General features: G+C 28.8%; 21 protein-coding genes. 7 read left to right on the top strand and 14 right to left on the bottom strand.

The genetic code is table 11. The features are described from left to right. Positions 1 to 10: 10 nt before the first annotated feature. The 3 genes from LEBU_RS05880 to LEBU_RS05870 form a co-directional block, all read right to left on the bottom strand. Positions 11 to 1309 carry a YcjF family protein gene (locus LEBU_RS05880; RefSeq protein WP_015769423.1) on the bottom strand — a complete coding sequence of 433 codons (1299 nt, stop codon included), beginning with the start codon at positions 1307 to 1309 and terminating at the stop codon, positions 11 to 13. A gap of 213 nt (positions 1310 to 1522) precedes the next feature. Then, positions 1523 to 2422, bottom strand: coding sequence for a UTP--glucose-1-phosphate uridylyltransferase GalU (gene galU / locus LEBU_RS05875; protein ID WP_015769422.1), 900 nt, complete (start codon positions 2420 to 2422; stop codon positions 1523 to 1525). A gap of 39 nt (positions 2423 to 2461) precedes the next feature. Beyond that, positions 2462 to 3007: a hypothetical protein gene (locus LEBU_RS05870; protein WP_015769421.1), complete on the bottom strand. Its 546-nt coding sequence runs from the start codon at positions 3005 to 3007 to the stop codon at positions 2462 to 2464. A 690-nt stretch (positions 3008 to 3697) separates the two neighbouring features. Between LEBU_RS05870 and argH the strand changes: the two genes are divergently transcribed. The 5 genes from argH (at position 3698) to LEBU_RS05845 (ending at position 9665) form a co-directional block, all read left to right on the top strand. Continuing rightward, on the top strand, positions 3698 to 5083 hold the full coding sequence (gene argH / locus LEBU_RS05865; protein ID WP_015769420.1) for an argininosuccinate lyase: 1386 nt from the start codon (positions 3698 to 3700) through the stop codon (positions 5081 to 5083). A gap of 150 nt (positions 5084 to 5233) precedes the next feature. Continuing rightward, on the top strand, positions 5234 to 5707 hold the full coding sequence (locus LEBU_RS05860) for a GNAT family N-acetyltransferase (RefSeq protein WP_015769419.1): 474 nt from the start codon (positions 5234 to 5236) through the stop codon (positions 5705 to 5707). 494 nt (positions 5708 to 6201) lie between these two features. Next, positions 6202 to 6675: a GNAT family N-acetyltransferase gene (locus tag LEBU_RS05855; protein ID WP_015769418.1), complete on the top strand. Its 474-nt coding sequence runs from the start codon at positions 6202 to 6204 to the stop codon at positions 6673 to 6675. 215 nt (positions 6676 to 6890) lie between these two features. Then, positions 6891 to 8243 carry a hemolysin family protein gene (locus LEBU_RS05850; RefSeq protein WP_015769417.1) on the top strand — a complete coding sequence of 451 codons (1353 nt, stop codon included), beginning with the start codon at positions 6891 to 6893 and terminating at the stop codon, positions 8241 to 8243. Between the two features lie 42 nt (positions 8244 to 8285). Further along, a complete protein-coding gene (locus LEBU_RS05845) occupies positions 8286 to 9665 on the top strand; it encodes an NCS2 family permease (protein WP_015769416.1) in 1380 nt (459 codons plus the stop codon). Between the two features lie 103 nt (positions 9666 to 9768). On the opposite strand, the gene LEBU_RS05840 is transcribed toward LEBU_RS05845, so the two are convergent. From LEBU_RS05840 to LEBU_RS05795, 10 genes are all read right to left on the bottom strand, one after another. After that, a complete protein-coding gene (locus LEBU_RS05840) occupies positions 9769 to 10026 on the bottom strand; it encodes a Txe/YoeB family addiction module toxin (protein ID WP_006804080.1) in 258 nt (85 codons plus the stop codon). A 4-nt stretch (positions 10027 to 10030) separates the two neighbouring features. After that, positions 10031 to 10288, bottom strand: coding sequence for a type II toxin-antitoxin system Phd/YefM family antitoxin (locus LEBU_RS05835; protein WP_015769415.1), 258 nt, complete (start codon positions 10286 to 10288; stop codon positions 10031 to 10033). A gap of 156 nt (positions 10289 to 10444) precedes the next feature. Beyond that, entirely contained in the window at positions 10445 to 12487 is a 2043-nt protein-coding gene (locus LEBU_RS05830) for a transglycosylase domain-containing protein (protein WP_015769414.1), read from the bottom strand. A gap of 60 nt (positions 12488 to 12547) precedes the next feature. Then, on the bottom strand, positions 12548 to 13648 hold the full coding sequence (gene rlmN, locus LEBU_RS05825; protein WP_049756122.1) for a dual-specificity RNA methyltransferase RlmN: 1101 nt from the start codon (positions 13646 to 13648) through the stop codon (positions 12548 to 12550). Between the two features lie 284 nt (positions 13649 to 13932). Beyond that, positions 13933 to 14505, bottom strand: a complete 573-nt coding sequence (locus LEBU_RS05820; protein ID WP_041760573.1) for a DUF4291 domain-containing protein — start codon at positions 14503 to 14505, stop codon at positions 13933 to 13935. After that, positions 14502 to 15038, bottom strand: coding sequence for a HEAT repeat domain-containing protein (locus LEBU_RS05815; protein ID WP_015769411.1), 537 nt, complete (start codon positions 15036 to 15038; stop codon positions 14502 to 14504). Before LEBU_RS05815 ends, LEBU_RS05820 begins: the two co-directional genes overlap by 4 nt. A 216-nt stretch (positions 15039 to 15254) precedes the next feature. Beyond that, positions 15255 to 15770 carry a hypothetical protein gene (locus LEBU_RS05810; RefSeq protein ID WP_015769410.1) on the bottom strand — a complete coding sequence of 172 codons (516 nt, stop codon included), beginning with the start codon at positions 15768 to 15770 and terminating at the stop codon, positions 15255 to 15257. A gap of 249 nt (positions 15771 to 16019) precedes the next feature. Next, positions 16020 to 16340, bottom strand: coding sequence for a hypothetical protein (locus tag LEBU_RS05805; RefSeq protein WP_015769409.1), 321 nt, complete (start codon positions 16338 to 16340; stop codon positions 16020 to 16022). Between the two features lie 169 nt (positions 16341 to 16509). Then, on the bottom strand, positions 16510 to 16941 hold the full coding sequence (locus LEBU_RS05800) for a hypothetical protein (RefSeq protein WP_238974464.1): 432 nt from the start codon (positions 16939 to 16941) through the stop codon (positions 16510 to 16512). Further along, a complete protein-coding gene (locus LEBU_RS05795; protein ID WP_041760571.1) occupies positions 16910 to 17098 on the bottom strand; it encodes a hypothetical protein in 189 nt (62 codons plus the stop codon). The genes LEBU_RS05800 and LEBU_RS05795 overlap by 32 nt, the downstream gene beginning before the upstream one ends. A gap of 195 nt (positions 17099 to 17293) precedes the next feature. Here LEBU_RS05795 and LEBU_RS05790 point away from each other — a divergent pair, with 195 nt between their 5' ends. Both LEBU_RS05790 and ligA read left to right on the top strand, forming a co-directional pair. Further along, positions 17294 to 17677: a hypothetical protein gene (locus tag LEBU_RS05790; RefSeq protein ID WP_015769407.1), complete on the top strand. Its 384-nt coding sequence runs from the start codon at positions 17294 to 17296 to the stop codon at positions 17675 to 17677. A gap of 277 nt (positions 17678 to 17954) precedes the next feature. After that, positions 17955 to 20075: an NAD-dependent DNA ligase LigA gene (ligA, locus tag LEBU_RS05785; RefSeq protein WP_015769406.1), complete on the top strand. Its 2121-nt coding sequence runs from the start codon at positions 17955 to 17957 to the stop codon at positions 20073 to 20075. 109 nt (positions 20076 to 20184) lie between these two features. Here ligA and LEBU_RS05780 read toward each other — a convergent pair whose 3' ends face one another. Beyond that, complete coding sequence (locus LEBU_RS05780) at positions 20185 to 22371, bottom strand: M13 family metallopeptidase (RefSeq protein ID WP_015769405.1); 2187 nt, start codon at positions 22369 to 22371, stop codon at positions 20185 to 20187. Positions 22372 to 22495: the final 124 nt, after the last annotated feature.

The following is a 22495-nucleotide window of genomic DNA, read 5'->3' as shown; positions in this document are numbered from 1 at the left end:
TTCACCTCGTTTATTTTCCGAATTTATTTTTATAATTTTCATAATTATTCACAACTTCATTTTTAAATTGATTAAAATATTTGAAAAAATTCTGTTTTAAATCGTCCAGATCAAGATTAATTTCACCAGTTTCTGTATTAACATTATTTTTTAAATATTCAGAATATCCAAGTCCAATTCCTTTCGTAATACTTGCCGCAACTGTTCCATTTGCCGCCCATCCAATACCAGGAACTATTTTCAGCAAATTAGCAGCTAATTTCCCAACTTGTGCTACACCTGTAATTGATATTAAAGCTGCCGCAATATCTGTAAAAGTATGAGTTCCTGAATTTACACGATAAATTGTGTTAATATCAATAATCAATTTTGTCTGTAATGCGGCCAGAGCTATTGAATCTGCAAAAGGTAATGGTGTCGCTCCAATTCCTGCCGCTAGAAATGCATATTTATTTGTGGCATCATTAGCTTCTTTTGCCATTGCTTCAAGCCGATCTTTTAAAATTACAATTTGGGCCTTTTTAATAGCATTTTGTTTACCTTCAGATACATATTTATATGTTTCACGTAGTAATTCTTCTGCTCCTCTAGGCTTTAAAACCAATCTTTCATCTTCATCAATTTCAACTAACTCTTCAACACTTCGTACTCTCACAATAGCTCTTGCTTTTTCCAATGTTCCTTCTTCTTTTACTTTTTTAACAAATTCAGATTCCTTTACTGTGTCTCTTTTTGTAAACACTGCAATTGTAGGAATTCCAGATGATTTCAAAATCTCAAGCAATTTTATGTCAGCCGCTTCAATTCTATCACTTCTTTCACTAATGCAAAGCCAAGCAATATGAATATGCTCATTTTCATCTTTAGACTTTTGTCTTTCTGCTAAAAAATTTTGAATATTTGATAATGTTTCTTCATAATTTTCAGCTTCAATTCCTTTTGTATCGTATAAATTTATATTATCTTCTTTCAAATGATAAGCTCCAATTTCTTGAGTTACAGGAGCCCCTGCACCAACTTCCGCTACTTTTTCTCCAAAAATATAATTAATTAGTGAACTTTTTCCAACACCAGTTTTCCCTGCAACGATAATATTAACTGTTTCTCTATTACTATAACTATTCCACATTTTTTTATTTGTCTTTTCATCAAAACTAACTGTTCTCTCACTAACTGTCAATCCATTAAGACTTTCTAAAATTTGATTTTTCATTCCAACTTTTTGATTATCTTGATTATTCATTTTATTTTCCTCCACATTTATATTTTTTTCTTTTTCAATTAATTTTTTAAATTCTGTAACATCCATATTTTTCTCCTTCTTAATATAAGTTTCAAGACTTTTATATATCTATTATTTATTACTATGGTAACATAATTATATTTTTATTTCAATTTTAATTTAAAATTCTTTACAATATAAAATTTATTTACTTTTTTAAATAAAATTAAAAAATCGGATAATATTATTATTAATATTGCCCGATCGATTAATTTTACATTTTCGCTTTTCATAACTAATTTATAGTTTTTCTATTAAATCTTTTAAATATTCTCTAACTCTATCTTTCAGTTCCTCATGTCTTAGTCCAAACTCAACATTTGCAACAAACATTCCAAACTTATCTCCTGTGTCATATCTAAGTCCTTCAAAATTGTATGCATACAATTTTCCGCCATCATTTTTCATTGCTAAAATTGCATCTGTAAGTTGAATTTCTCCACCTTTTCCAGGTTTTGTATTTTTTAAATATGAAAATATTTCAGGTTCCAAAACATATCGTCCAAGTGCCGCTAAATTGCTTGGAGCTTCTTCAATTATTGGTTTTTCAATAAAATCTTCCACAACTACAGTTTTATCGTCAATTTGTGTTAAAGGCTTTATTATTCCATATTTAGAAACATTCTTTTTGTCAACTTCCTGAACTCCTAAAATTGTTCCACCTTGCAGATCTTCATATTTTTCAATTAATTGTTTTGTTACAGGACTTTGACCTTTCTCCTTATCCGTAAAAATAATATCATCTCCAAGAAGCACCACAAACGGCTCATCTCCAACAAATGCTTCAGCACAGCTTATTGCATGTCCTAATCCTAAAGGTTTTTTTTGACGTACATAATAAATATTTGACATTTCAGAAATACCGTCAACTATTTTTAATAAATCTTTTTTCCCATTTTCTTCCAAAGTTTTTTCAAGTTCATAAGAATAATCAAAATGATTTTCAATTGACCCTTTATTTCTTCCAGTAATAATCAAAATTTCTTCAATGCCAGCCGCTATTAGTTCTTCCACAAGATATTGCAATGCTGGTTTATCAACAATTACAAGCATTTCTTTAGGTTGAGCTTTTGTTGCAGGTAAAACTCTCGTTCCAAGTCCCGCAGCAGGAATTACAGCTTTTCTTATTTTTTTCTTCATATGTACTTACACTCCTTTTTTAGATTATTAAGATTAATTTTAATATATTTGTTCATCAGAATACGCTATATTTTGTATTTGGGGTATTTTTTCAAATAACTGTATTTTTTCAAAATATTCTTTTGCCTTTGAATTAACTACCATTTGATATTGTTTAGTTTTCAAGTCATATTCATATTTTCCAATTATAATAATACTCTTTTCATCTGGAAACTGCACATAAAAACGGATTATTTCCTTATCTGGAAGCGGATTATTTCCAAGATCCTTCGTATCAATCTTTGTAAAAAAGTTTTTATATTCATCAAACTTCTTAGAAAAAATATTTTTAAATTCATCATTTGAAGTTGTTTGATCAACCTTTATTACTATCCCTATATTTGCATTATAATCTTCATTTTCAATTGTATAATATGCCATTTTTATACTGTCTCTATCACAAAAAATATCATTAGTCTTTTTTTCAGATTGAATTTTCTTAATAACTTTGTCCAAAAAGAAATCAGGATTATTAACAAAGTTACAAGTGTTACTAAAACCTTGTATTCCTAATAAAAATAAAAGTGATGGTATTAATTTTTTCATTTTACCTACATCCTTCCAATTATATTAATTTTAATTACATTAATTATACCATAATTTTATAAAATATAAAATTAATTTTTTATTATACTATCATAATATTTATATTTAATGATATTTTACTAAATAAGGAAAACAAAAAACTAGGACAAAATCCCAGTTTCTGTCTCTGGACTGGATATGTAAAAAAAAGAAAAAAAAAATAACGTCCGATAATTTTTTTGATAAATCTAATAAATAATAAGAAATAATAAGTATACATAATGGCGAAACGTTCTAACGAGTCTAAAAAAAACTTGCTTCGTACTAAATAAAAGTCTCTTGTATGGATACTTAATGATTAAATTTAATTAAAGACATTTTATAGTTACATAGGTTGTATAATATTGTAAAAAAGGTTTTAATTCTATGAATTTTCTGATTTCTACTAGGGCATGTCTGAAAACTCTTCAAATGATGAATTTTTAACAAATTTTTCCAAAATCAAAAATAATAAACACTGCTTTTATCGTGATTTGTATAATTTATAAAATCAAAAAAACATTAAATATAACATAGATTTTGAGTTTTCAGACACGGCCTATTCAAATAGGCTTAGTATTAATTTATTTTTTATCTTTTAAAATTACTCTATATTTGATATAATAAAACAATTATAAACTAAAAAAGAAAAAAGAAAGGACTGTGAAAAATATGAAAAAAATGTGGGAAGGGCGATTTCATAAGGAAACTAATAAATTGTTAGAAAAATTTAATGCGTCTATTACGTTTGATAAAAGAATGTACGAGGAAGATATTACAGGAAGCATTGCACACAGCAGAATGCTTGCTAAGCAAGGGATTATTGCAGAGCACGAGCAAAAAGATATTGAAAATGGATTGCTTCAAATAAAGGATGAAATTGAAAAGGGAGAATTTGAGTTTAGAATTGAAGATGAGGATATTCATATGTCGATTGAGAAAAGGTTGACACAGATTATTGGGTCTGTGGCTGGAAAACTGCATACTGCTAGAAGCCGAAACGATCAGGTGGCTCTTGACGTGCGAATGTATGTACGAAAAGAAGCTCGTGAAATCTCAAAATTGCTTGTAAAAATGGAAAATGTACTGCTAGGACTTGCTGAAAAATATAAAAATGTTATTATTCCTGGATATACTCATTTACAAAGGGCTCAGCCAATTTTATTCTCTCATCATTTGATGGCTTACTTCCAAATGTTTAAAAGGGATATTTCAAGAATTGAATACTTTTTGGAAAGATATGATGAAATGCCGCTTGGAGCAGGAGCTTTGGCTGGAACTACGTTTGATCTGGATAGACATTTTGTGGCAAAGGAACTTGGATTTTCAAAGCCTACGGAAAATAGTCTTGATTCTGTGAGCGACAGAGATTTTATAATTGAGCTTGCAATGATTATTTCAGTAATTTCAATGCACTTGTCAAGATTTTCAGAAGAAATTATTATCTGGTGTACATCCGAATTTTCATTTATAAATCTGGATGATGCTTTTGCAACTGGCTCTTCAATTATGCCACAGAAAAAAAATCCTGACATCGCCGAACTTGTAAGAGGAAAAACTGGCAGAATCTACGGAAATCTTATGGGAATTTTGACAACAATGAAGGCACTTCCGCTAGCTTATAACAAGGATATGCAGGAGGACAAGGAAGGAATTTTTGACTCAATTGATAATATCAAACTATCCATCGAAATTTTCTACCTAATGCTTGACACAATAACAGTCAACAACGAAAAAATCTACACTTCAATGCGAGCAGGATTCCTAAATGCAACAGACGTAGCTGATTACCTTGCAAAACACAATGTTCCATTTAGACAAGCTCATAAAATTGTTGGAGAAATCGTATCCTACTGTGAAGACAAGAAAATCGCAATTGACGACATGAAACTCGAAGAATTTCATAAATTTTCTGATGTTTTCAAAGACGATATTCTTTCAGAAATCACAATCGAAAACTGCGTAAACAAACGAAATTCGTATGGTGGAACTTCCATAAAAAATGTTGAAATACAAATTGAAAATGGAAAGAAATTTTTAGAAACTTTAGAAATATAACCTTATTAAAACAAATATTTTGCAGCAAGGGGTCTTGACCCCTTGTAAAAATAAAAAAGATTAGGTTCTCGAACACATTTATTAACATTTCATTTATTATTTTCATAAAAAACATCACACAAAACACAAAAGAAAGGCAAATTTATTGTAATGAAAGAAATTAGACTAGCACAAGAAAAAGATATTCCAAAAATAGAAAATTTACTGGAACAAATTTTATTAGTTCATCACGAAGGTCGTCCAGACATTTTCAAGGCAACTGGAAAAAAATACACAGCAAAAGAATTAACAGAAATGTTAAACGATTCAAACAAGCCAATATTTGTAGCAACTGATGAAAATGATAACGTAATTGGCTATATTTTCTGTATTTTCAAGCAACAAACAAATCACAACGTACTAACTGATATAAAAACATTGTTTATTGATGATCTTTGCGTTGATGAAAGCACTCGTGGGCAGAACATTGGAAAGAAATTATATGATTTTGCTTTAGATTTTGCAAAAAAAGAAGGCTGTTACAATTTAACATTGGATGCTTGGGCTGATAATGCTGGAGCTGTTAGATTTTATGAAAGATTGGGAATGAAAGTTCAGAAGTATGTTTTTGAGCATATTTTGTAATTTTTTATTGTTTATAATAGCTAATTCATAATCATTCAATTAAATTATTTTTTAGATTTTTGATTAATAAGTATTTTTTCATATTACTGTGTTTTTTCTTTTTTATTTTTGTAGGATTGCTCATTGCCGCAAATCCTACAACCTATGGCTAGTCTACGACATTTTTCTGCACTGCCAAAAAACTCGCTATGCTCAAACAGTTTTGCCAGCACAGAAAAATGCTCCGACGGATTATTTTATGGTGAACTCTGCTTAAAAGATAAAAATTATATCTTAAATTACTTGAAAATATTAAATTTAGAAAAGTTTGTAATAAATTTGTTATTTAAATAGAACTTAATATAAATTTAATTTTATAACATAGATTGTACAATATGTTGCTACAAACTAAAAAACTAGATAAATTAGAATAAAACAAGCAATTTTAAATTTTTTATTTATTAAAATTATTATATAAAAATATAAAAATGTAAATGAAAGGAAAAATTATTACAATGAAAGAGATTAGACTAGCACAAGAAAAAGATATTCCAAAAATAGAAAATCTGCTGGAACAAATTTTATTAATTCATCATGAAGGGCGTCCAGACATTTTCAAGGCAACTGGGAAAAAATACACAACAAAAGAATTAACAAAAATGTTAAACGACTCAAGTAAGCCAATATTCGTAGCAACTGATGAAAATGATAACGTAATTGGCTATATTTTCTGTATTTTCAAACAGCAAATAAATCACAACGTTCTAACTGATATAAAAACATTGTTTATTGATGATCTTTGTGTCGATGAAAGCACACGTGGACAAAATATTGGAAAGAAATTATATGACTTTGCTTTAGATTTTGCAAAAAAAGAAGGCTGTTACAATTTAACATTGGATGCTTGGGCTAAGAATACTGGAGCTGTCAGATTTTATGAAAGATTAGGAATGAAAGTTCAAAAGTATGTTTTTGAAGAAATTTTGTAATTTTCTATTATTTAATATATAGATGAGCTATTAAACAGATTTAAGATTAAAATTTTTAAATTTTTTAAAAATATGCTATAATATGCTTAAACTCTTTAAATTAATACAAAATAAAAAATTAGAGTTTGAATAAATGGTTACAATTTTTAAATTCAGTTTTAAAATTTGTTACTATAAAAGTTGGTAAATTTAAAAAATTTAGGAGGAAAAATAAAATGTCTGAGGGCAGTTTATTATTACAGATTGTAATAATAATAATTTTAACGGGAATTAATGCTTTCTTTTCCAGTGCGGAAATGGCGATTGTTTCGTTAAACAAAAATAAATTAAAAATATTAATTGAAGATGGAAATAAAAAAGCAATTTTACTTGATAATTTGCTGCAGGAACCTAGTAAATTCCTGTCTACTATTCAAGTTGGGATTACTTTGGCAGGTTTTTTTGCATCAGCATCGGCAGCGACTGGTTTATCGCAATATTTGTCGAATGCATTGCAGCCTTTGAATATCCCGTACAGTAATCAAATTTCAATGATTTTAATAACTTTTCTACTATCGTATGTTACACTTGTTTTTGGGGAACTGATTCCAAAGAGAATTGCACTTAGAAATTCAGAAAAGATTGCTTTATCGTCAATTGGAGTTGTTGTATTTATTTCAAAGTTATTTTCTCCATTTGTAAAATTTTTGACATTTTCTACAAATTTGGTACTTACCATTTTGAAAATGAAAGAAGACAATATTGAAGAAAAGGTTTCTAAGGAGGAACTGCGTTCGCTTGTGGAAGTTGGTAAGGAACACGGTGTTATTAACGAAGCTGAACAGGAAATGATTGAAAATATTATTGAATTTGATGAAAAAATTGCACGTGAAATAATGATTCCGAGGACAAAAGTATTTTTGATTGATAAAAATATCTCAATTCATGAGCTTTTTGAAAATAAGGAAATTGGAAAATATTCACGTATTCCTGTTTATGAAAATGAAGCTGACAACATTGTTGGAGTATTGTTAACTAAAGATTTGATGATGGAAGCCTACAAAAAGGGATTTGACAACATAAAAGTGGCTGATTTGCTCCAAGAAGCGTATTTTGTGCCTGAAACAAAAAATGTAAATGAACTTTTTAATGAAATGCAGCTGGAGAAAAAACATATTACCATTCTAATTGATGAATATGGTGGTTTTTCGGGAATTGTTACACTTGAAGACTTGATTGAGGAAGTTATGGGAAATATTGCCGATGAATTTGATGATGAGGACTTGTCAATCCGTCAGTTATCACGAAATAAATATTTAATTAGCGGAGAAGTTTCGCTAAATGACTTGAATGATAACTTTAACTTTGAACTTGAATCAAAATATTATGATACTTTGAGCGGAATTTTAATTGAAAATTTAGGATATATTCCCGAAGACAATGAAAATATTGAGCCAATTACAATTAATGGTGTTGTATTCAAGCCACAGCGAGTCAGAAATAAAAAAATTGAAAAAGTTGTTATGACTTTTGACAAAGATAAAACAGAAGATGAAAAGGCTAAAAATAAATCGAATGAAGATGAATAATATTTTATAAAAGATATATAGAAATGGAGTTGAGTAAACAAAATGAGCAGCAATAATGTTCAACAAAGCGGACTTAAACGACTTTTCCCGCTTCTAGCAAATGAAAATGTCAATATGAAAAAGGAAATTATAGCAGGAATTACAACATTTCTTACAATGGCGTACATAATTGCTGTAAATCCAAATATTTTGTCAAAAACAGGTATGGATGCAGGTGCATTAGTTACAGCTACTTGCTTTTCCGCTGCACTTGGTTGTTTTCTTATGGGCCTTATTGCAAACTTACCTTTTGCCCTCGCCTCAGGTATGGGATTAAACGCATTTTTTGCATTTACAGTTGTACTAAAAGGCGGTATTAGCTGGCAAACTGCTCTAACTGCCGTATTCTGCGAAGGAATTATATTTATATTTTTAACACTTTTTAAAGTGCGTGAAGCTGTAGTAAATTCCATTCCAGAAAATATGAAACATGCTGTTACTGGGGGAATCGGAGTATTTATTGCATTTGTCGGTTTTTCAGGAAGTGGACTAATTGTTTTAAATGAATCAACAAAAGTTAGTATGGGGCATTTTTCTCCAGCCGTTATTATTTCATTTATTGGATTAATTTTAATAGCAATTTTAGATAAAAAGAATGTACGTGGCTCAATTCTTTATGGAATTGTTTTAAGTTCTTTGCTGGCTTGGGGATATGCGCTTATAAATCCTGCACATGCAAAAGAATTAGGGATTTATTTGCCATCTGGTGTCTTTAAATATGAATCAATGATGCCTGTTATGGGAAAATTGGACTTTAACTTATTTACAAATTTTAAAATGTTTGGAAATTTATTTGTCATAGTTTGTACATTTCTCTTTGTAGATTTCTTTGATACTGTCGGAACATTGATAGGGGTATGCTCAAAAGCAGATATGCTGGATGAAAATGGAAACGTACCAAACGTAGGACGTGCCTTAATGGCAGATGCAATCGCAACTACAGCCGGTGCCGCACTTGGAGTTTCAACAGTTACAACGTATGTAGAAAGCTCAACAGGAGTTATCGCTGGTGGAAGAACAGGATGGACTGCTATTACTACAGGTTTCCTATTCCTAATATCAATGTTTTTTTCACCAATATTTATTTCAATACCAGGATGTGCTACAGCTCCAGCCTTAATTTACGTTGGTTACTTAATGCTAAGTTCAGTTAAAAATATAGATTTACACGACATTCTGGAAGGCGTTCCATCATTCATCACAATCACAACAATGGCTTTAACTTACAGCATCGGAGATGGATTAACATTAGGAATTTTATCTTATGTATTAATAAATCTGTTTTACAATTTATTCTCGAAAAAAGAAGATAGAAGACACGTTTCGTGGGTAATGATTATTTTGGGTGCATTATTTATAGTTAAATTGTTATTTATGTCCTAATCAAAATTTATAAATTTTTATAAACAAAAAATATGATCTCTTATACATTAATTGTATTTGAAATCATATTTTTTATTACTTTTACATAAAATAATTTAAAAAGTTATTTGTAATGATTAGCACAAGCTATTATTATAACTTCATTTTCAGTCAATTTATAAATAAATCTGTGCTTATCAGTTATTCTTCTGCTCCAATACCCACTTAATTCATGCTTTAAAGCCTCTGCTTTACCTATTCCTTCATTTCCATTTCTCTGAATATCCTTTATAATTTCATTTATCTTTTTTATAACTTTTTTATCTTTTGATTGCCAGTCTACATATTCCTTCCATGCTTCACTATTCCAATTTATGTTCATGTTATTATTCCACCTCAATTAAATCATGTTTCTCAACTTTCCCTTTTTCAACCTCATCTTTTCTTTTCAATAATTCATTATAATAATCTTTATTAGACATAATATACAAATTTTCCATCAAATTATTGTATTCTTCTTCACTCATTAATACCACATTTTCATCATTTTTTCTAGTTACAATTATTGTTTCATAATCTCTTGTTGCCTTATCACAATACTTTTTAAAATTATTTCTAATATTAGAATAATTTGTAGCTATCATATTTATCACTCCTTATATGTTTCTGTTCAACTTATTGTACATTAAACAAAAGAAATTGTCAACAATATTTATACAAACAAAAAATAGAGAACTTGTTTTTATCAAATTCTCTACTTCCGTTTTTTACAAATTTAAATTTTTTATTGTAAATGAAGTCTAGAAAGTAACTCCTCTTCTAAATTTACCTTCTCCTTCAATCGGTTCTGTTCCAGCCTTAAATAACGCTGTTCTTTTGTTTACTCCATCTCTGTCCAGTAATCCGACTTGTAAATCAATTTCCCTTGTTGTCAAGTCTTTTCTTGTTATATAGTCATCTATAAATTCAAATACTCCAACATTATAATTTGGCAAGTCCACTACTGCCTGCATATAATTTTTCCAAATTGGTGCGGCTGCAGCTCCTCCTGTCATTCCAGGCCCCATTGACTTGTTGTCATCATTTCCGACGTAAACTACTGTAGCAAGAGTTGGTGTGTAGCCTGTAAACCATGCTGAAACATAATCTGATGTTGTTCCAGTTTTTCCTGCCATCGGAATTAATTTTCCATCTTTCATTACTTTTGCTGGTTGTCCAGTTCCATAATTTACAGCATTTTCCAGCATATAAGTTAAGATTGCAACATCTTTTGAATCGTAAATTTTTTTCATTTTTGGTTTTGCTTCATAAACAATTTCTCCGAATTTATTTTCAATTTTGTAAATATATTGTGGTTTCACTTGATATCCTCCATTTGCAAGTGCCGCATAAAACATTGCCATGTCTGATGGTTTTGTGGAAATTGAACCAAGTGCTAATGTGTAGTTTTTAGGAAAATCTCCTCCTACAATTCCAGCATCCCGCCATACTTTTTCAGCTGCGCCGATTCCAACATACTGTAATAATTTTATTGGAATAATATTGTTTGAAATTTCTAAAGCTTTAGCAAGTGTCATGCTATCTCTGAAAACTCCATCATAGTTTTTTGGTTTCCAGTTACCTATTTTTACTGGAGAATCTTCCATTACGCTGCTCATTGTCATTTTTTTCTGCAACGCTGCCAAATAAACTACTGGCTTAAATGACGAGCCTGGCTGTCTTAATGAACTAATTGCACGGTTAAAATTACCTTTTTTATAATTTTTTCCACCAACCATAGCTTTTACAAAACCATTACTTGGGTCAATTGAAAATAATGCTCCGTTTAAATTTGCACGACTTTTTAAATTGTAGTTGCTGTTAAATGCTGTATAAGCCGCTCTTTGCAAGTCTAAATCTACAGTTGCATAAATTTTGTAGCCGTCGAACAGAAATTTTTGATCTTCTTCAGGAATTTTTAAAATTTTTCTGACTTCACTAAGTACAATAGTAGTAAATTCAGGTGCCACGTTTGAAGTTGAAATTTGCTCTTCCTCATTACGACTTTTAATATTTCCATTTACAAACGTTATTTTTTCACGTATTGCCTGTGAATATTCAGCATCTGATATAAATCCAAAATTCCTCATTTGATGAAGCACTAATTTCTGTCTTTCTAACGCATTTTCCAATTTTGAATACTTTGTTGGAGACTTAGGAAGACTTGCCAATATTGCCGCTTGTGCAATTGTTAACTGTTTTGGCTGTTTATTAAAATATTTTATTGCAGCATTTTTTATTCCGTATGCTCCTTGTCCAAAATAAATTGTATTCAAATAATTTTCCAAAATTTCGTCTTTTGTATATTTTCTTTCAATTTCTACTGCCAATATTGCCTCTTTAATTTTTCTTGACATTGTTTGTTCAGGCGATAAAAAAGCATTTTTTGCAAGCTGCTGAGTAATTGTACTTCCACCTTCACGTCGAGTTTTTGTAAGTGTCAAAAAAGCCGCTCTAGCTGTTCTTATAAAATCAAATCCGTAATGCGTTCTAAATTTTCTGTCTTCTATTGCTAAAAAAGCATTTTGTACATGTTCAGGAATTTCTCCAATTCCTATAGGAGAACGATTCTGAACCATGATTGTATCAATTTGATTTCCATTTATATCATAAATAACAGAAGGTGATACAGGAGCATAACCATCTATTAAATCAACTGGAGTTTCCTTGCTTACTGTATAAACCAAATAGGCTCCTGTTCCAATTACTATAATAAACAGAAACATAAAAATTTTCAAAAAGAATGAAAGAAGATTAAAACTTTTTTTCACTTTAACTTTTGGTACTTTATTTTTCTTTTTCATTATTACCTCTTTTCAGTATTTCAGTATTTTTGATTTTCTGCTAATATCCAAAGGACTTGTTTAAATTATACTTTGACTTGTATTCATCTCCTTTTTTGCCTTCAATTGTCCACAAGCCGCTGCAATGTCCTGTCCTTTAGTTTCCCGCAACGTTACATTAACATTTTTATCTTTTAATAATTTATAAAATTCCCTTTGTTTTTGTTTTGATGGCGTTTTATAAGGCTTTCCACCAACAGGATTGTAAGGGATCAAGTTTACTAGACACGAAAATGAATTTAAGAATCCAGCCAGTTCCCTTGCATCTTCAGGCTCACAATTCAAATCATTAATCAAGATATATTCAAATGTAATACGATTTTTAGTTTGTTTCTGATACTCCAGAAGAGATTCTTTTAATTGTTTTACTCCCCATCTTTTATTTATTGGCATAATCTCATTTCTCACATCATCCTTTACCGAATGCAGTGAAATTGCCAAATTTATCTGATTTTCATTTTCTGTAAATCTTTTTATTCCATTCACAATTCCACTTGTAGAAATTGTAAAATTTCTTTTTGAAAAATTTTGCCCCTTAGGAGAATTTAGCATATTAATTGAGCCAAGTACCGCATCATAATTTAAAAACGGCTCTCCCATTCCCATATAAACTACATTTCCAAGTTTTTCTCCACGTTGCAGCAAATGTTTTTGTACATAATAATATTGCAGTAAAATCTCAGAAATTGACAAGTTTCTTTCATAAGTCATTGTGGCTGTTGCACAAAAATCACATCCAATAAGGCATCCAATTTGCGAAGAAACACAAAGCGTATGCCGATTTTTATGAGAAATAAGCACACTTTCAATCAGCCTTTTATCCTTCAGTTCAAACAAAAATTTTTCAGTATCCCCATCTTCTGAAACTTGATGCGTCTTAAACTCAAGTTTTTCCACATAAAATTTCTCTTTCAAAATCTCTCTGTCTTTTTTGGAAATATTAGAAAACTCATCAAAATTAAACACTAGTTTATTATGTAGCCAGTCAAAAACTTGACTTGCATTAAATTTTTTAAGCCTAATCTCAACAAATTTTCGCTGCAAACTCTCTAAATCCATCCCCAAAATATCAATTTTCTCAACTGTATCTATATTTGTTATTTCATTATTACTTCTTTCCATATTCTCTATTCTTTTCAATTTCCTCCTTTTATTTCTCTAATTTTAATTGTTTATATCATACCACATTTTGAAAAAATATTACAGTATAAAAAATATAAATTTTAAAAACAAAAAATGCTCAAAAATTTAATCCAATTCTAAATAATCTACTTTTGAACACTTTTTCTATTTCAATTTTTATAATCCTAAAATCTCTTAATACAATTTGCAATTCTTTTCATTCTCATCATTTAACTATTTTTAACAGGTACCGTTACAGGTACCGTTATCTTTTGCTACAAATTTTAAATATATTTTATTTCTTTAGGAAGCATAGATTCTGAAAAAGTTCCATTCTGAATGCTATTTCTTATCTCAACAACTTTATCAGTTATATCCGTTATATTTACAATCCAGTCATTTACATATTTTTTCACAGTTTCTCCCTTTATGCCTAACTGTATCGCCCTTCTTCCTAGTGGATTACCGTAAATATCCCTATCTGGATCCCATTGACATCTTACTTCTGAATTGTCTAATTTATTTTTCCATTCTTCCTTAGACAAGTCAGAAACTTCTCTAAAAGATGAAAGTACAGAATTTTTCACTATTTCATCAAATCCTTCCCTTTTCAGGTCAATTGCCAGTATTCTTTCCTGTCCTTGCTTGCTAGCCCAGCCACTTCTGTACATCATCCATAAAAATGATGGCTTTATCCAGGTCATTCTTGTAAGGCTGAATTTACTTCCAAACTTTCCTAATTTTAAAGCCTCATCTGCTATTTCATTGTTATATGCCTGATAAACTCTTATTGTTTTATCATCAAATACAGCATAAATATTTCTTTCTTCGCCTTTTTTCATAATCAATCCTTTCATTCAACATCTTTATTTGTAAAATTACATCTCTTCAACTGCTTCATTGCATGTTCTCTTATCGTTTCTTCATCACTTTGCAACAATAGTTCCAATTTTTCTTTCGCCTTAGGAGTGTTTATGTCTCCTAAAGCAAAACAGCATTTTCTCACTAATGCAAAATTATCATCCCATTGATATTTTTCAAAATTTGAAATTGCTAATTCATAAATGCAATCTATCGTAGAAGGTAATTCTAGTTGCTGGAGATAAAACACTATGTCTTCGTGTTTTCCATGCCATTCTTCTTTTGTTAATTTGCATAAAATATCAACAAATTTTTCACTGTATAATTTGAACATGTAAATTGCTGAAATTAAAATATATACGCTGTCTCCATTTTTTTCATTATATGCTTTTTCCAACTCTGTTTTTATATACTCTATTCTTTCATCATCATTTTTTAAAAATTCCTTTTGTAATTGTTGAAAACTTATTTGTTTTTTATATTTTTTCCACATCAAATTTTCCAATTTTTCAAGATTATTTTTTTCCATTTTTTATTATTTCCTTTCTAAAATTGATTTCTTTTATATTTTTATTAAATATATCTAGTCCTTTCCCTCCTTCTTGTCCTAATTGTATATTTATTTGTCTTTTTTCTTCTTTAAAACGTACAAATTTATATCCCCTGCCAGGACTTTTTTCGGCATTGGCATATCAGGATATTTATCTTTAACAACATTACCTTGAGTGCAATTTCTCCTTCCATATTAAGATAATTTATACATTTCAAATGTATCTGCAACATGTTCTTGTATAATGTCTTTATCACTTTTATCTAATAATTTAAGTTTTTCTTTTGCCTCTTCCGTCCCTATTGCTCCTAAAGCATAGCAACATTTTTCAACTAATTGACAGTATTCGTCATCACGATATTTCTCAAAATCTGAAATTGCTAATTCATAAAGACATTCTACCGTAGACGGTAACTCCATTTCCATGAAGTAAATAGCAATATCCTCATGTCTTTCATGCCATTCTTCTTTTGAAATCTTACATAAGATATTTATGAACTCCTCAGAATACAAATCAAATGTAAATATTAACCAAAATAAAATATCTAATTTTGTTTTATTTTTAAATAAATAGGCTTTTTCTAATTCTTCTTTTATAAATTTTATATCATCAATAAAATAACTTTTTTTCAATTTGTTTACTGATATTTTTTTATCTAAATATTTTTCTAGCAAATTTTTAGCTTCATTGAGATCATTTATTTTTTCCATAATGAATAATATCTCCTTGTTTAACATTTATCTGTTTAATCCGTTGATTAAATATCTCTAAACCACTACCTTTACCTAAATTTATAGTTATTTAATTACATTATCATCTTAATTTTATTTTTAGTTGTGATTTTAAAAATATAAGATTAAAGTTTATAAAAAAATTATCCCTACCCATTTTTTTACTTGATTAGACATACTCCATATATAAAAAAATGAAAAGTTAAGCATAGTATTTTTATATAAAAATTACCAATCTATTACATTCTCTGAACGTAATATGTCCAAAAATTTTTTTCTTAATTCTAAATTACCGTCAATAACCTCATCTAATAAATCTTTTTCTATTAATGCCCAATGAAATATCCCTGGAAGATGCCCAGAAAGATAAATTGTTCTAAAGTTTATATTTGGATTGATAATCTCAACTTCACTTTCTGAATAAACATATAATCCACTATATTTATCTGTCATACCCAAAAAAAGTGTTTGATTTCTTTCTTCATCCCAATAAATACCAAAAATTTCTGCAATTTCATCTCCATTTCTATCTCTTTTTATTATTCTCATTTTACATCCCTTCCTTAGTTTGAAATATTTTATTTGGATTAAGTATATTTCTTTATTATTTTGGTAAATTTCATTTTAAACTTTCTCTATGGTTTCGTTGTATTGACAATGTATTGTTATTTTTGTTCATATTTGGTAATATATCCTAACGCAAAGCAACAATTTCTCACTAAAAACTTTCTAACCAACTTTCATAAAATTCCTCTTGCTCTTTAACACTACCAATTTTTAATTCACTATCATAATCAAAAATATCTACTACATCTATTAAAATTGCTTGTTTTCCCATTTGTAATTTATACGCCTTTGTCCCTCCAAATTCTTTTTGCATTACAGAAGGATAAACATTAATAGCTGAAGCATTACAAAGTAAATAAATCTTATTTAATTCTAATTTTTTTCGTAATTCTACAACAGAATCAAAGATATTATCACTTTTTGAAGAATATATTGTTCTTTCAATTTCTATTTTTAATTTAATTTCATCTTCAAATTCTAATAAAAATAACTTATTTTTCTCTATTTTTCTATTATTAATAATTTCAATATCAAAAATTTCCATATTATTGTCATCTTTCACAGTTACCGATCCTTCTTTCACTTTCCACATTTTTCCCAAAAAATGCAACTCCAATTTTTAAAATATCCTCAATTCCTGCATTTTTAAGTACAAAAACATACTCTTTCTCTTCAATTTGCTTTAGTGTGACTTTACATTCTTTCTTTAGCTCACTAAAAAAATATTTTTCACAATTCATATTAGCACACATATTTCAAAAATACAATGTAGTTAAAATACAATGTAGTTAAAATAAAAAAATATGAAGATACATTGTAAATCAAAATATATAAATTTTTTAGCAATTATATTGACTTTTGAAAATTCTATAGTACAATATTATTGGTACGAAATAATCAATAATAAAACTTAGTATAAAAAGGAGGAGTTTATTATGTTAAAAAGGTTTAAACCATTAATTTTAATTTCAACATTCCTAGCTGTTTCATCTATTGGATTTAGCGGTACACAAGCAACTCTTGAAGCTAGTTATAGACAAGCACAAGCTGCTGTTAATAAAGGATTAGGTAAATGTCTAAGTGAAGCATACAATTTAGGTGCAAGAGACGTGGAAGACTATATAAGACGAGAAAATAATAAATACTTTAGTGATATTTCTTTCATAAATGGAGGACGGGTAACAGTAAAATTATTACCTAGAAGTAAAGATATTGATGAAGAAACATATGAAGATTTGGCAGATTTTTATATAGGAGAAGCATATACAAGATGTAATGCCGCATTATCAGAATTCAAACGTAAAAATAAAAAATACTAGATCAAACATAAAAGCAAAAAATAAATAATTAACAACAATTAGTCACACATATCATTTCACACATTATTCAACAATATTATTTATTCATGACAAATTATAAAAAATAAAAAAATTATTATACTAAGTTTTATAACACATAATCTTATACTTAATAATCAATTAAACTGTTTCATAAACTATATTTAAATTATATTTTTATGAGACAGTTTTTTTATCTACAAATATTTTAAAAAAAATGATATAATTTACAAAACAAATTTTTATAAAAGGAGCAACAGTGAATCTATTTAATCAAGACGAAAACAACAAAAAACAAAATATTAATAATGAAAAAAATATCAATTTTTCTAAAATTCAAGAAAAATATAAAAAATTAAGAAATGAAATTGAATATCACAATAATCTTTATTATAACGAAGATAATCCTATTATTTCTGATATGGAATACGACGCTTTAATGCGTGAATTAAAACAGCTTGAACAGGAATATCCTGAATTGCTGGAAAATAGTGAAAACTCGCCTACTAAAAAAATTGGAGGGACTGCGAGTGAAAAATTTTCAAAAGTGCGGCATCGAACGCCAATGCTTAGTTTATCAAATACTTATAATATTTCTGAAATTGAAGATTTTGACAAACGAGTGAAAAAAATTATTTTATCTCAAATTGATGAAAATAAAAATAATGATGAAAATTTGGAATATATTTTGGAACTCAAATTGGATGGGCTTAGCATAAGCCTGATTTATGAAAATGGAGAGCTTGTTCAGGCTGTTACAAGAGGAGATGGGCAAATTGGGGAAGACGTTACAGAAAACATTAGGGAAATTTCAAGTATTCCTAAAAAATTGAAAGATCCAGTTTCATTGGAAGTTCGTGGAGAAATTATTTTGCCAATATCAAATTTCAATCGAATAAATCAAGAGCGTGAAGATGATGGTGAAGATGTTTTTGCAAATCCAAGAAATGCAGCATCTGGAACAATCAGGCAGCTAGATAAAACAATTGTTGCAGATCGAGGACTTGACTGTTATCTTTATTATTTGGTAAATGCTGAAAATTATGGGATAAATACTCATTTGGAAAGCATTGAATACATAAAAAATCTTGGGTTTCAAACTACAGGAGTATTTGAAAAATATACTGATTTCACAGAATTGGAAAAATCTATTGACAAATGGCACGATAAACGAAAAACACTCGATTATGAAACAGACGGCCTTGTTATAAAAGTAAATAATTTTGCACTTTACGAAACACTTGGCTACACAACTAAAAGCCCACGATGGGCAATTGCCTACAAATTTCCTGCTGAACAAGTAAAAACTAAATTAACGGACGTAACTTTCCAAGTTGGAAGAACTGGTGTAATTACTCCTGTTGCTGAACTTGAAGCCGTGAATTTATCAGGTTCTGTTGTGAAAAGAGCAAGTTTACACAACTTTGATGAAATTCGCAGAAAAGATATAAAAATTGGCGATAACGTTATTGTAGAAAAAGCGGCAGAAATTATTCCACAAGTTGTAAATGTCGTATTTGATGATAGAACTGGAAAAGAAATTGAGATTCAGGAGCCAACAAATTGTCCTGTCTGCAACAGCGAACTTTCCCACGAAGAAGGACTTGTCGCATTAAAATGCCATAATCCACTTTGCCCCGAAAAAGTCAAACGCCAAATTGCCTATTTTGTTTCCCGTGACGCAATGAATATTTCTGGACTTGGCGATAAAATTGTCGAAAAATTTATCGAATTAGGAAAAATAAAAACAATAGTTGATATTTATTCGCTTGAAAAATATCGTGAAGAACTTGAAAATCTGGAAAAAATGGGACAAAAAAGTGTAGATAACTTGATAAATAGTATTGAATCCAGTAAAACTCGTGATTTTTCAAAAGTCCTCTACGCACTTGGAATTCCTTTTGTTGGAAAATTCAATGCGAATCTTTTGACAAAAACTTTTAAAAATATTGAAAATCTTAAAAATCAGTCAATTGAAAATTTACTGGCTGTAAAAGGAATCGGCGATAAAGTAGCAGTTGCTGTAAATACTTTCTTAAATGATGAAAATAATTGGAAAATTATTACCGATTTACAAAATATCGGATTACAGTTTGCTATTGATGAAACTAATTTAGAAAAAATAGCAGATAATCCTATAAAAGACAAAAACTTCCTTGCAACTGGAAAACTGCAAAAATACAAACGAAATGACATAAAAGATATTATTCTGTCTAAAGGCGGAAATTATCTGTCGGTAGTTTCAAAAAATCTAGATTTTTTAATTGCTGGGGAAAAAGCTGGAAGTAAACTTGAAAAAGCTGAGAAATTAGGAATTCGTGTGCTTACAGAAGAAGATTTTGAAAAAGAATTTTTGGAAAATATAAATGAAAATATATAAAAAAGAAAAAGACTGTCTTAACTTATAATTTTTGCTAAGACAGTCTATTTTAATTATTTATTTTTGTTGTATCTTGTATTTTTCCATTTTAAAAAGAAAATCAATTATTTTACCATATTTTTATTCTGTCTTCAGGAGCTTTATACATTCCATCTCCTGGGATTGTTTCAAATATTTTATGGAACGCATCTACATTTTGTAATACTCCATTTACACGGAAATAATTTGGCGAATGAGAATCAGATTTTGCTAGATTTCTTAAAAATTCTGGAGTCGATTTTTGTCGCCACATTCTCGCATAGTTCATAAAAAATATTTTACTTGATATATTTGGATATACTTTTGTAGCATTTGGATTGTCTTTTAAATAAAGCTGTAATGCGTCATAGGCAATATTTACTCCACCTAAGTCAGCAATATTTTCTGTTAAAGTATATTTTCCGTTAAGATGTATTCCACCGTCAACTGTATATTTTGAATACTGATTTTCTAATTTTTTAGTTACTTCATCAAAACTTTTTTTATCTTCGTCTGTCCACCAGTTTTTTACATTTCCATCTCCATCATATGAAGCACCTGACACATCAAATGCATGTGTAAGCTCATGACCAATAATCGTTCCTATAGCTCCAAAATTGCTTGCTACTTCCGATTTATTAAAATCATAGAAAGGGAATTGTAAAATTCCAGCTGGAAATACAATCTCGTTTTCTGTTGGAGAATAATAAGCATTTATTGTATGCGGATACATATGCCATTCTGTTTTATCCACAGGCTTTCCTATTTTCTTAAATTCTTCATTATATGCCCATACACTAATATTTTTCATTTGATCGTAAAGCGTATCGTTGCTTGAAATTACCATCTTGCTGTAATCTCTCCATTTATCAGGATATCCAATTTTTACATTTACTTTTGCCAATTTTTCAAGTGCTTTTTTCTTAGTTGCATTAGTCATCCAATCTAATTTTTCAATTCTGTTTTTCATTGCTTTTTTTATATACTCAACCATTTTTTGTGTATTCTTTTTAGCTTCAGGCGAAAAATTTCTTTGAACATAAATTTTTCCTATTATTTCTCCCAAAGCTCCATCTGTAAAGTCAAGTGCTCTTTTTTCGAGTGTCTCTCTTTCTTTTTGACCACTTAAATATTTTCCATAAAATTCATAGCTTCGTTTTCCTAAATCATCAGTTAAAACACTAGCTGCTGATTTTATTAAATTATATTTCATATATTCTTTAATTGTGTCAATATTTCCATTATTTACAAATTTATCTAAATTTTTATAATAATTTAATTCTGATATGATTACTTTATCAGTTTTTACATTTAATTGTTTTAAATAATCAGCTAAATCAACGTTTTTTGATAATGTTCCTAATTCACTGACTGCTATTGGATTATTATATTTTGTCACATCATGACGTTCCTCATTTGTTAACAAAGTTTCTGCGATTTCTTTTTCAAATGCAACTATTTTTTTAGCTTTTTCAAGAGTATTTGTTTCTCCTAAATATTTTAGCATATCACTTACATATTTTGTATATTCATCTAATATAGCTTTATTTTCTTTAGTGTTTTTTTGAAAATAATCTCTTGATAATCCAATTCCTGCACTTCCTAAATATATTGCATTATTTTTAGAATTATTTAAATCTGTTCCAATTCCCCATCCATAAAATTCAGAATTCCCAACTTTTGTCACTTCTATATTATATTTTTTCAAATCATCAATATTTTGTATTGCATTAATTTTATCCAAATCTTTTTTTAAAGGCTCCAATCCTTCTTTATTTCTCTTTTCTATATCATGATAACTGTCATAAAGTGTTATAACTTTCTGTTCGTCGGCAGTTAATGATTTTGCAGGTTTTTCTTTTAATTCTTTTATTAAATTACGTAAAAAATCCTGATTTTTTTCATTCAGTTCATAAAAAGAACCCCAAGCTGGTTTAGTATCAGGAATTTTTGTATTTTTTTCCCATTTTTCATTTACATATGTATAAAAATCCTCTTGTGCGTCAACATCTTTACTTGTATTAGTAAACAAGTCCTTATCATTTTCTTTTAAAAGTTCTGACTGCTTTCTTTCATAAAAATCCCAAAAATCTGAACGTCTTTCAGATGCCCTTGGATTTTTTTTCTCTGTTGTTGCTGGCGGTGTTACCGTCGTTGCAGCATTTCCTGATTTTCTATTATCTTTTTTTAATGCTACAGTTGTTGGTACAGAAGTATTTTCTGCATAAATTAAATTAATACTTGCTAAAAATAGTGAAATTATAACTAATTTTTTCATATTCTTAAAATTTCTTTGAATTTAAAGAAATATTCTCCTTTCATTTTTATGTAATAATATTCTTGTAATTATTCTACCCAATCTCTAGATTTGTTTAATTCAAAAAAAATTAAAAGTTAAGTGT

Origin of the sequence: Leptotrichia buccalis C-1013-b, assembly GCF_000023905.1 — a bacterium.
In the GTDB taxonomy this organism is placed as follows: domain Bacteria; phylum Fusobacteriota; class Fusobacteriia; order Fusobacteriales; family Leptotrichiaceae; genus Leptotrichia; species Leptotrichia buccalis.
The sequence above is the reverse complement of the archived record's forward strand: the minus strand, read 5'-3'. Positions and strand labels throughout refer to the sequence as shown.

What these genes read in the sequence shown, in the direction of transcription:
- LEBU_RS05815 (WP_015769411.1), bottom strand. Translation starts at nt 15,038, where the DNA reads ATGGAAAAAAATAATCTTGAAAAATTGGAAAATTTGATGTGGAAAAAA.
- galU (WP_015769422.1), bottom strand. Translation starts at nt 2,422, where the DNA reads ATGAAGAAAAAAATAAGAAAAGCTGTAATTCCTGCTGCGGGACTTGGA.
- LEBU_RS05845 (WP_015769416.1), top strand. Translation starts at nt 8,286, where the DNA reads ATGAGCAGCAATAATGTTCAACAAAGCGGACTTAAACGACTTTTCCCG.
- LEBU_RS05820 (WP_041760573.1), bottom strand. Translation starts at nt 14,505, where the DNA reads ATGAAAGGATTGATTATGAAAAAAGGCGAAGAAAGAAATATTTATGCT.
- LEBU_RS05870 (WP_015769421.1), bottom strand. Translation starts at nt 3,007, where the DNA reads ATGAAAAAATTAATACCATCACTTTTATTTTTATTAGGAATACAAGGT.
- LEBU_RS05780 (WP_015769405.1), bottom strand. Translation starts at nt 22,371, where the DNA reads ATGAAAAAATTAGTTATAATTTCACTATTTTTAGCAAGTATTAATTTA.
- LEBU_RS05850 (WP_015769417.1), top strand. Translation starts at nt 6,891, where the DNA reads ATGTCTGAGGGCAGTTTATTATTACAGATTGTAATAATAATAATTTTA.
- LEBU_RS05790 (WP_015769407.1), top strand. Translation starts at nt 17,294, where the DNA reads ATGTTAAAAAGGTTTAAACCATTAATTTTAATTTCAACATTCCTAGCT.
- LEBU_RS05835 (WP_015769415.1), bottom strand. Translation starts at nt 10,288, where the DNA reads ATGATAGCTACAAATTATTCTAATATTAGAAATAATTTTAAAAAGTAT.
- argH (WP_015769420.1), top strand. Translation starts at nt 3,698, where the DNA reads ATGAAAAAAATGTGGGAAGGGCGATTTCATAAGGAAACTAATAAATTG.
- rlmN (WP_049756122.1), bottom strand. Translation starts at nt 13,648, where the DNA reads ATGGAAAGAAGTAATAATGAAATAACAAATATAGATACAGTTGAGAAA.
- LEBU_RS05830 (WP_015769414.1), bottom strand. Translation starts at nt 12,487, where the DNA reads ATGAAAAAGAAAAATAAAGTACCAAAAGTTAAAGTGAAAAAAAGTTTT.
- LEBU_RS05810 (WP_015769410.1), bottom strand. Translation starts at nt 15,770, where the DNA reads ATGGAAAAAATAAATGATCTCAATGAAGCTAAAAATTTGCTAGAAAAA.
- LEBU_RS05805 (WP_015769409.1), bottom strand. Translation starts at nt 16,340, where the DNA reads ATGAGAATAATAAAAAGAGATAGAAATGGAGATGAAATTGCAGAAATT.
- LEBU_RS05855 (WP_015769418.1), top strand. Translation starts at nt 6,202, where the DNA reads ATGAAAGAGATTAGACTAGCACAAGAAAAAGATATTCCAAAAATAGAA.
- LEBU_RS05860 (WP_015769419.1), top strand. Translation starts at nt 5,234, where the DNA reads ATGAAAGAAATTAGACTAGCACAAGAAAAAGATATTCCAAAAATAGAA.
- LEBU_RS05840 (WP_006804080.1), bottom strand. Translation starts at nt 10,026, where the DNA reads ATGAACATAAATTGGAATAGTGAAGCATGGAAGGAATATGTAGACTGG.
- LEBU_RS05880 (WP_015769423.1), bottom strand. Translation starts at nt 1,309, where the DNA reads ATGGATGTTACAGAATTTAAAAAATTAATTGAAAAAGAAAAAAATATA.
- LEBU_RS05795 (WP_041760571.1), bottom strand. Translation starts at nt 17,098, where the DNA reads ATGAATTGTGAAAAATATTTTTTTAGTGAGCTAAAGAAAGAATGTAAA.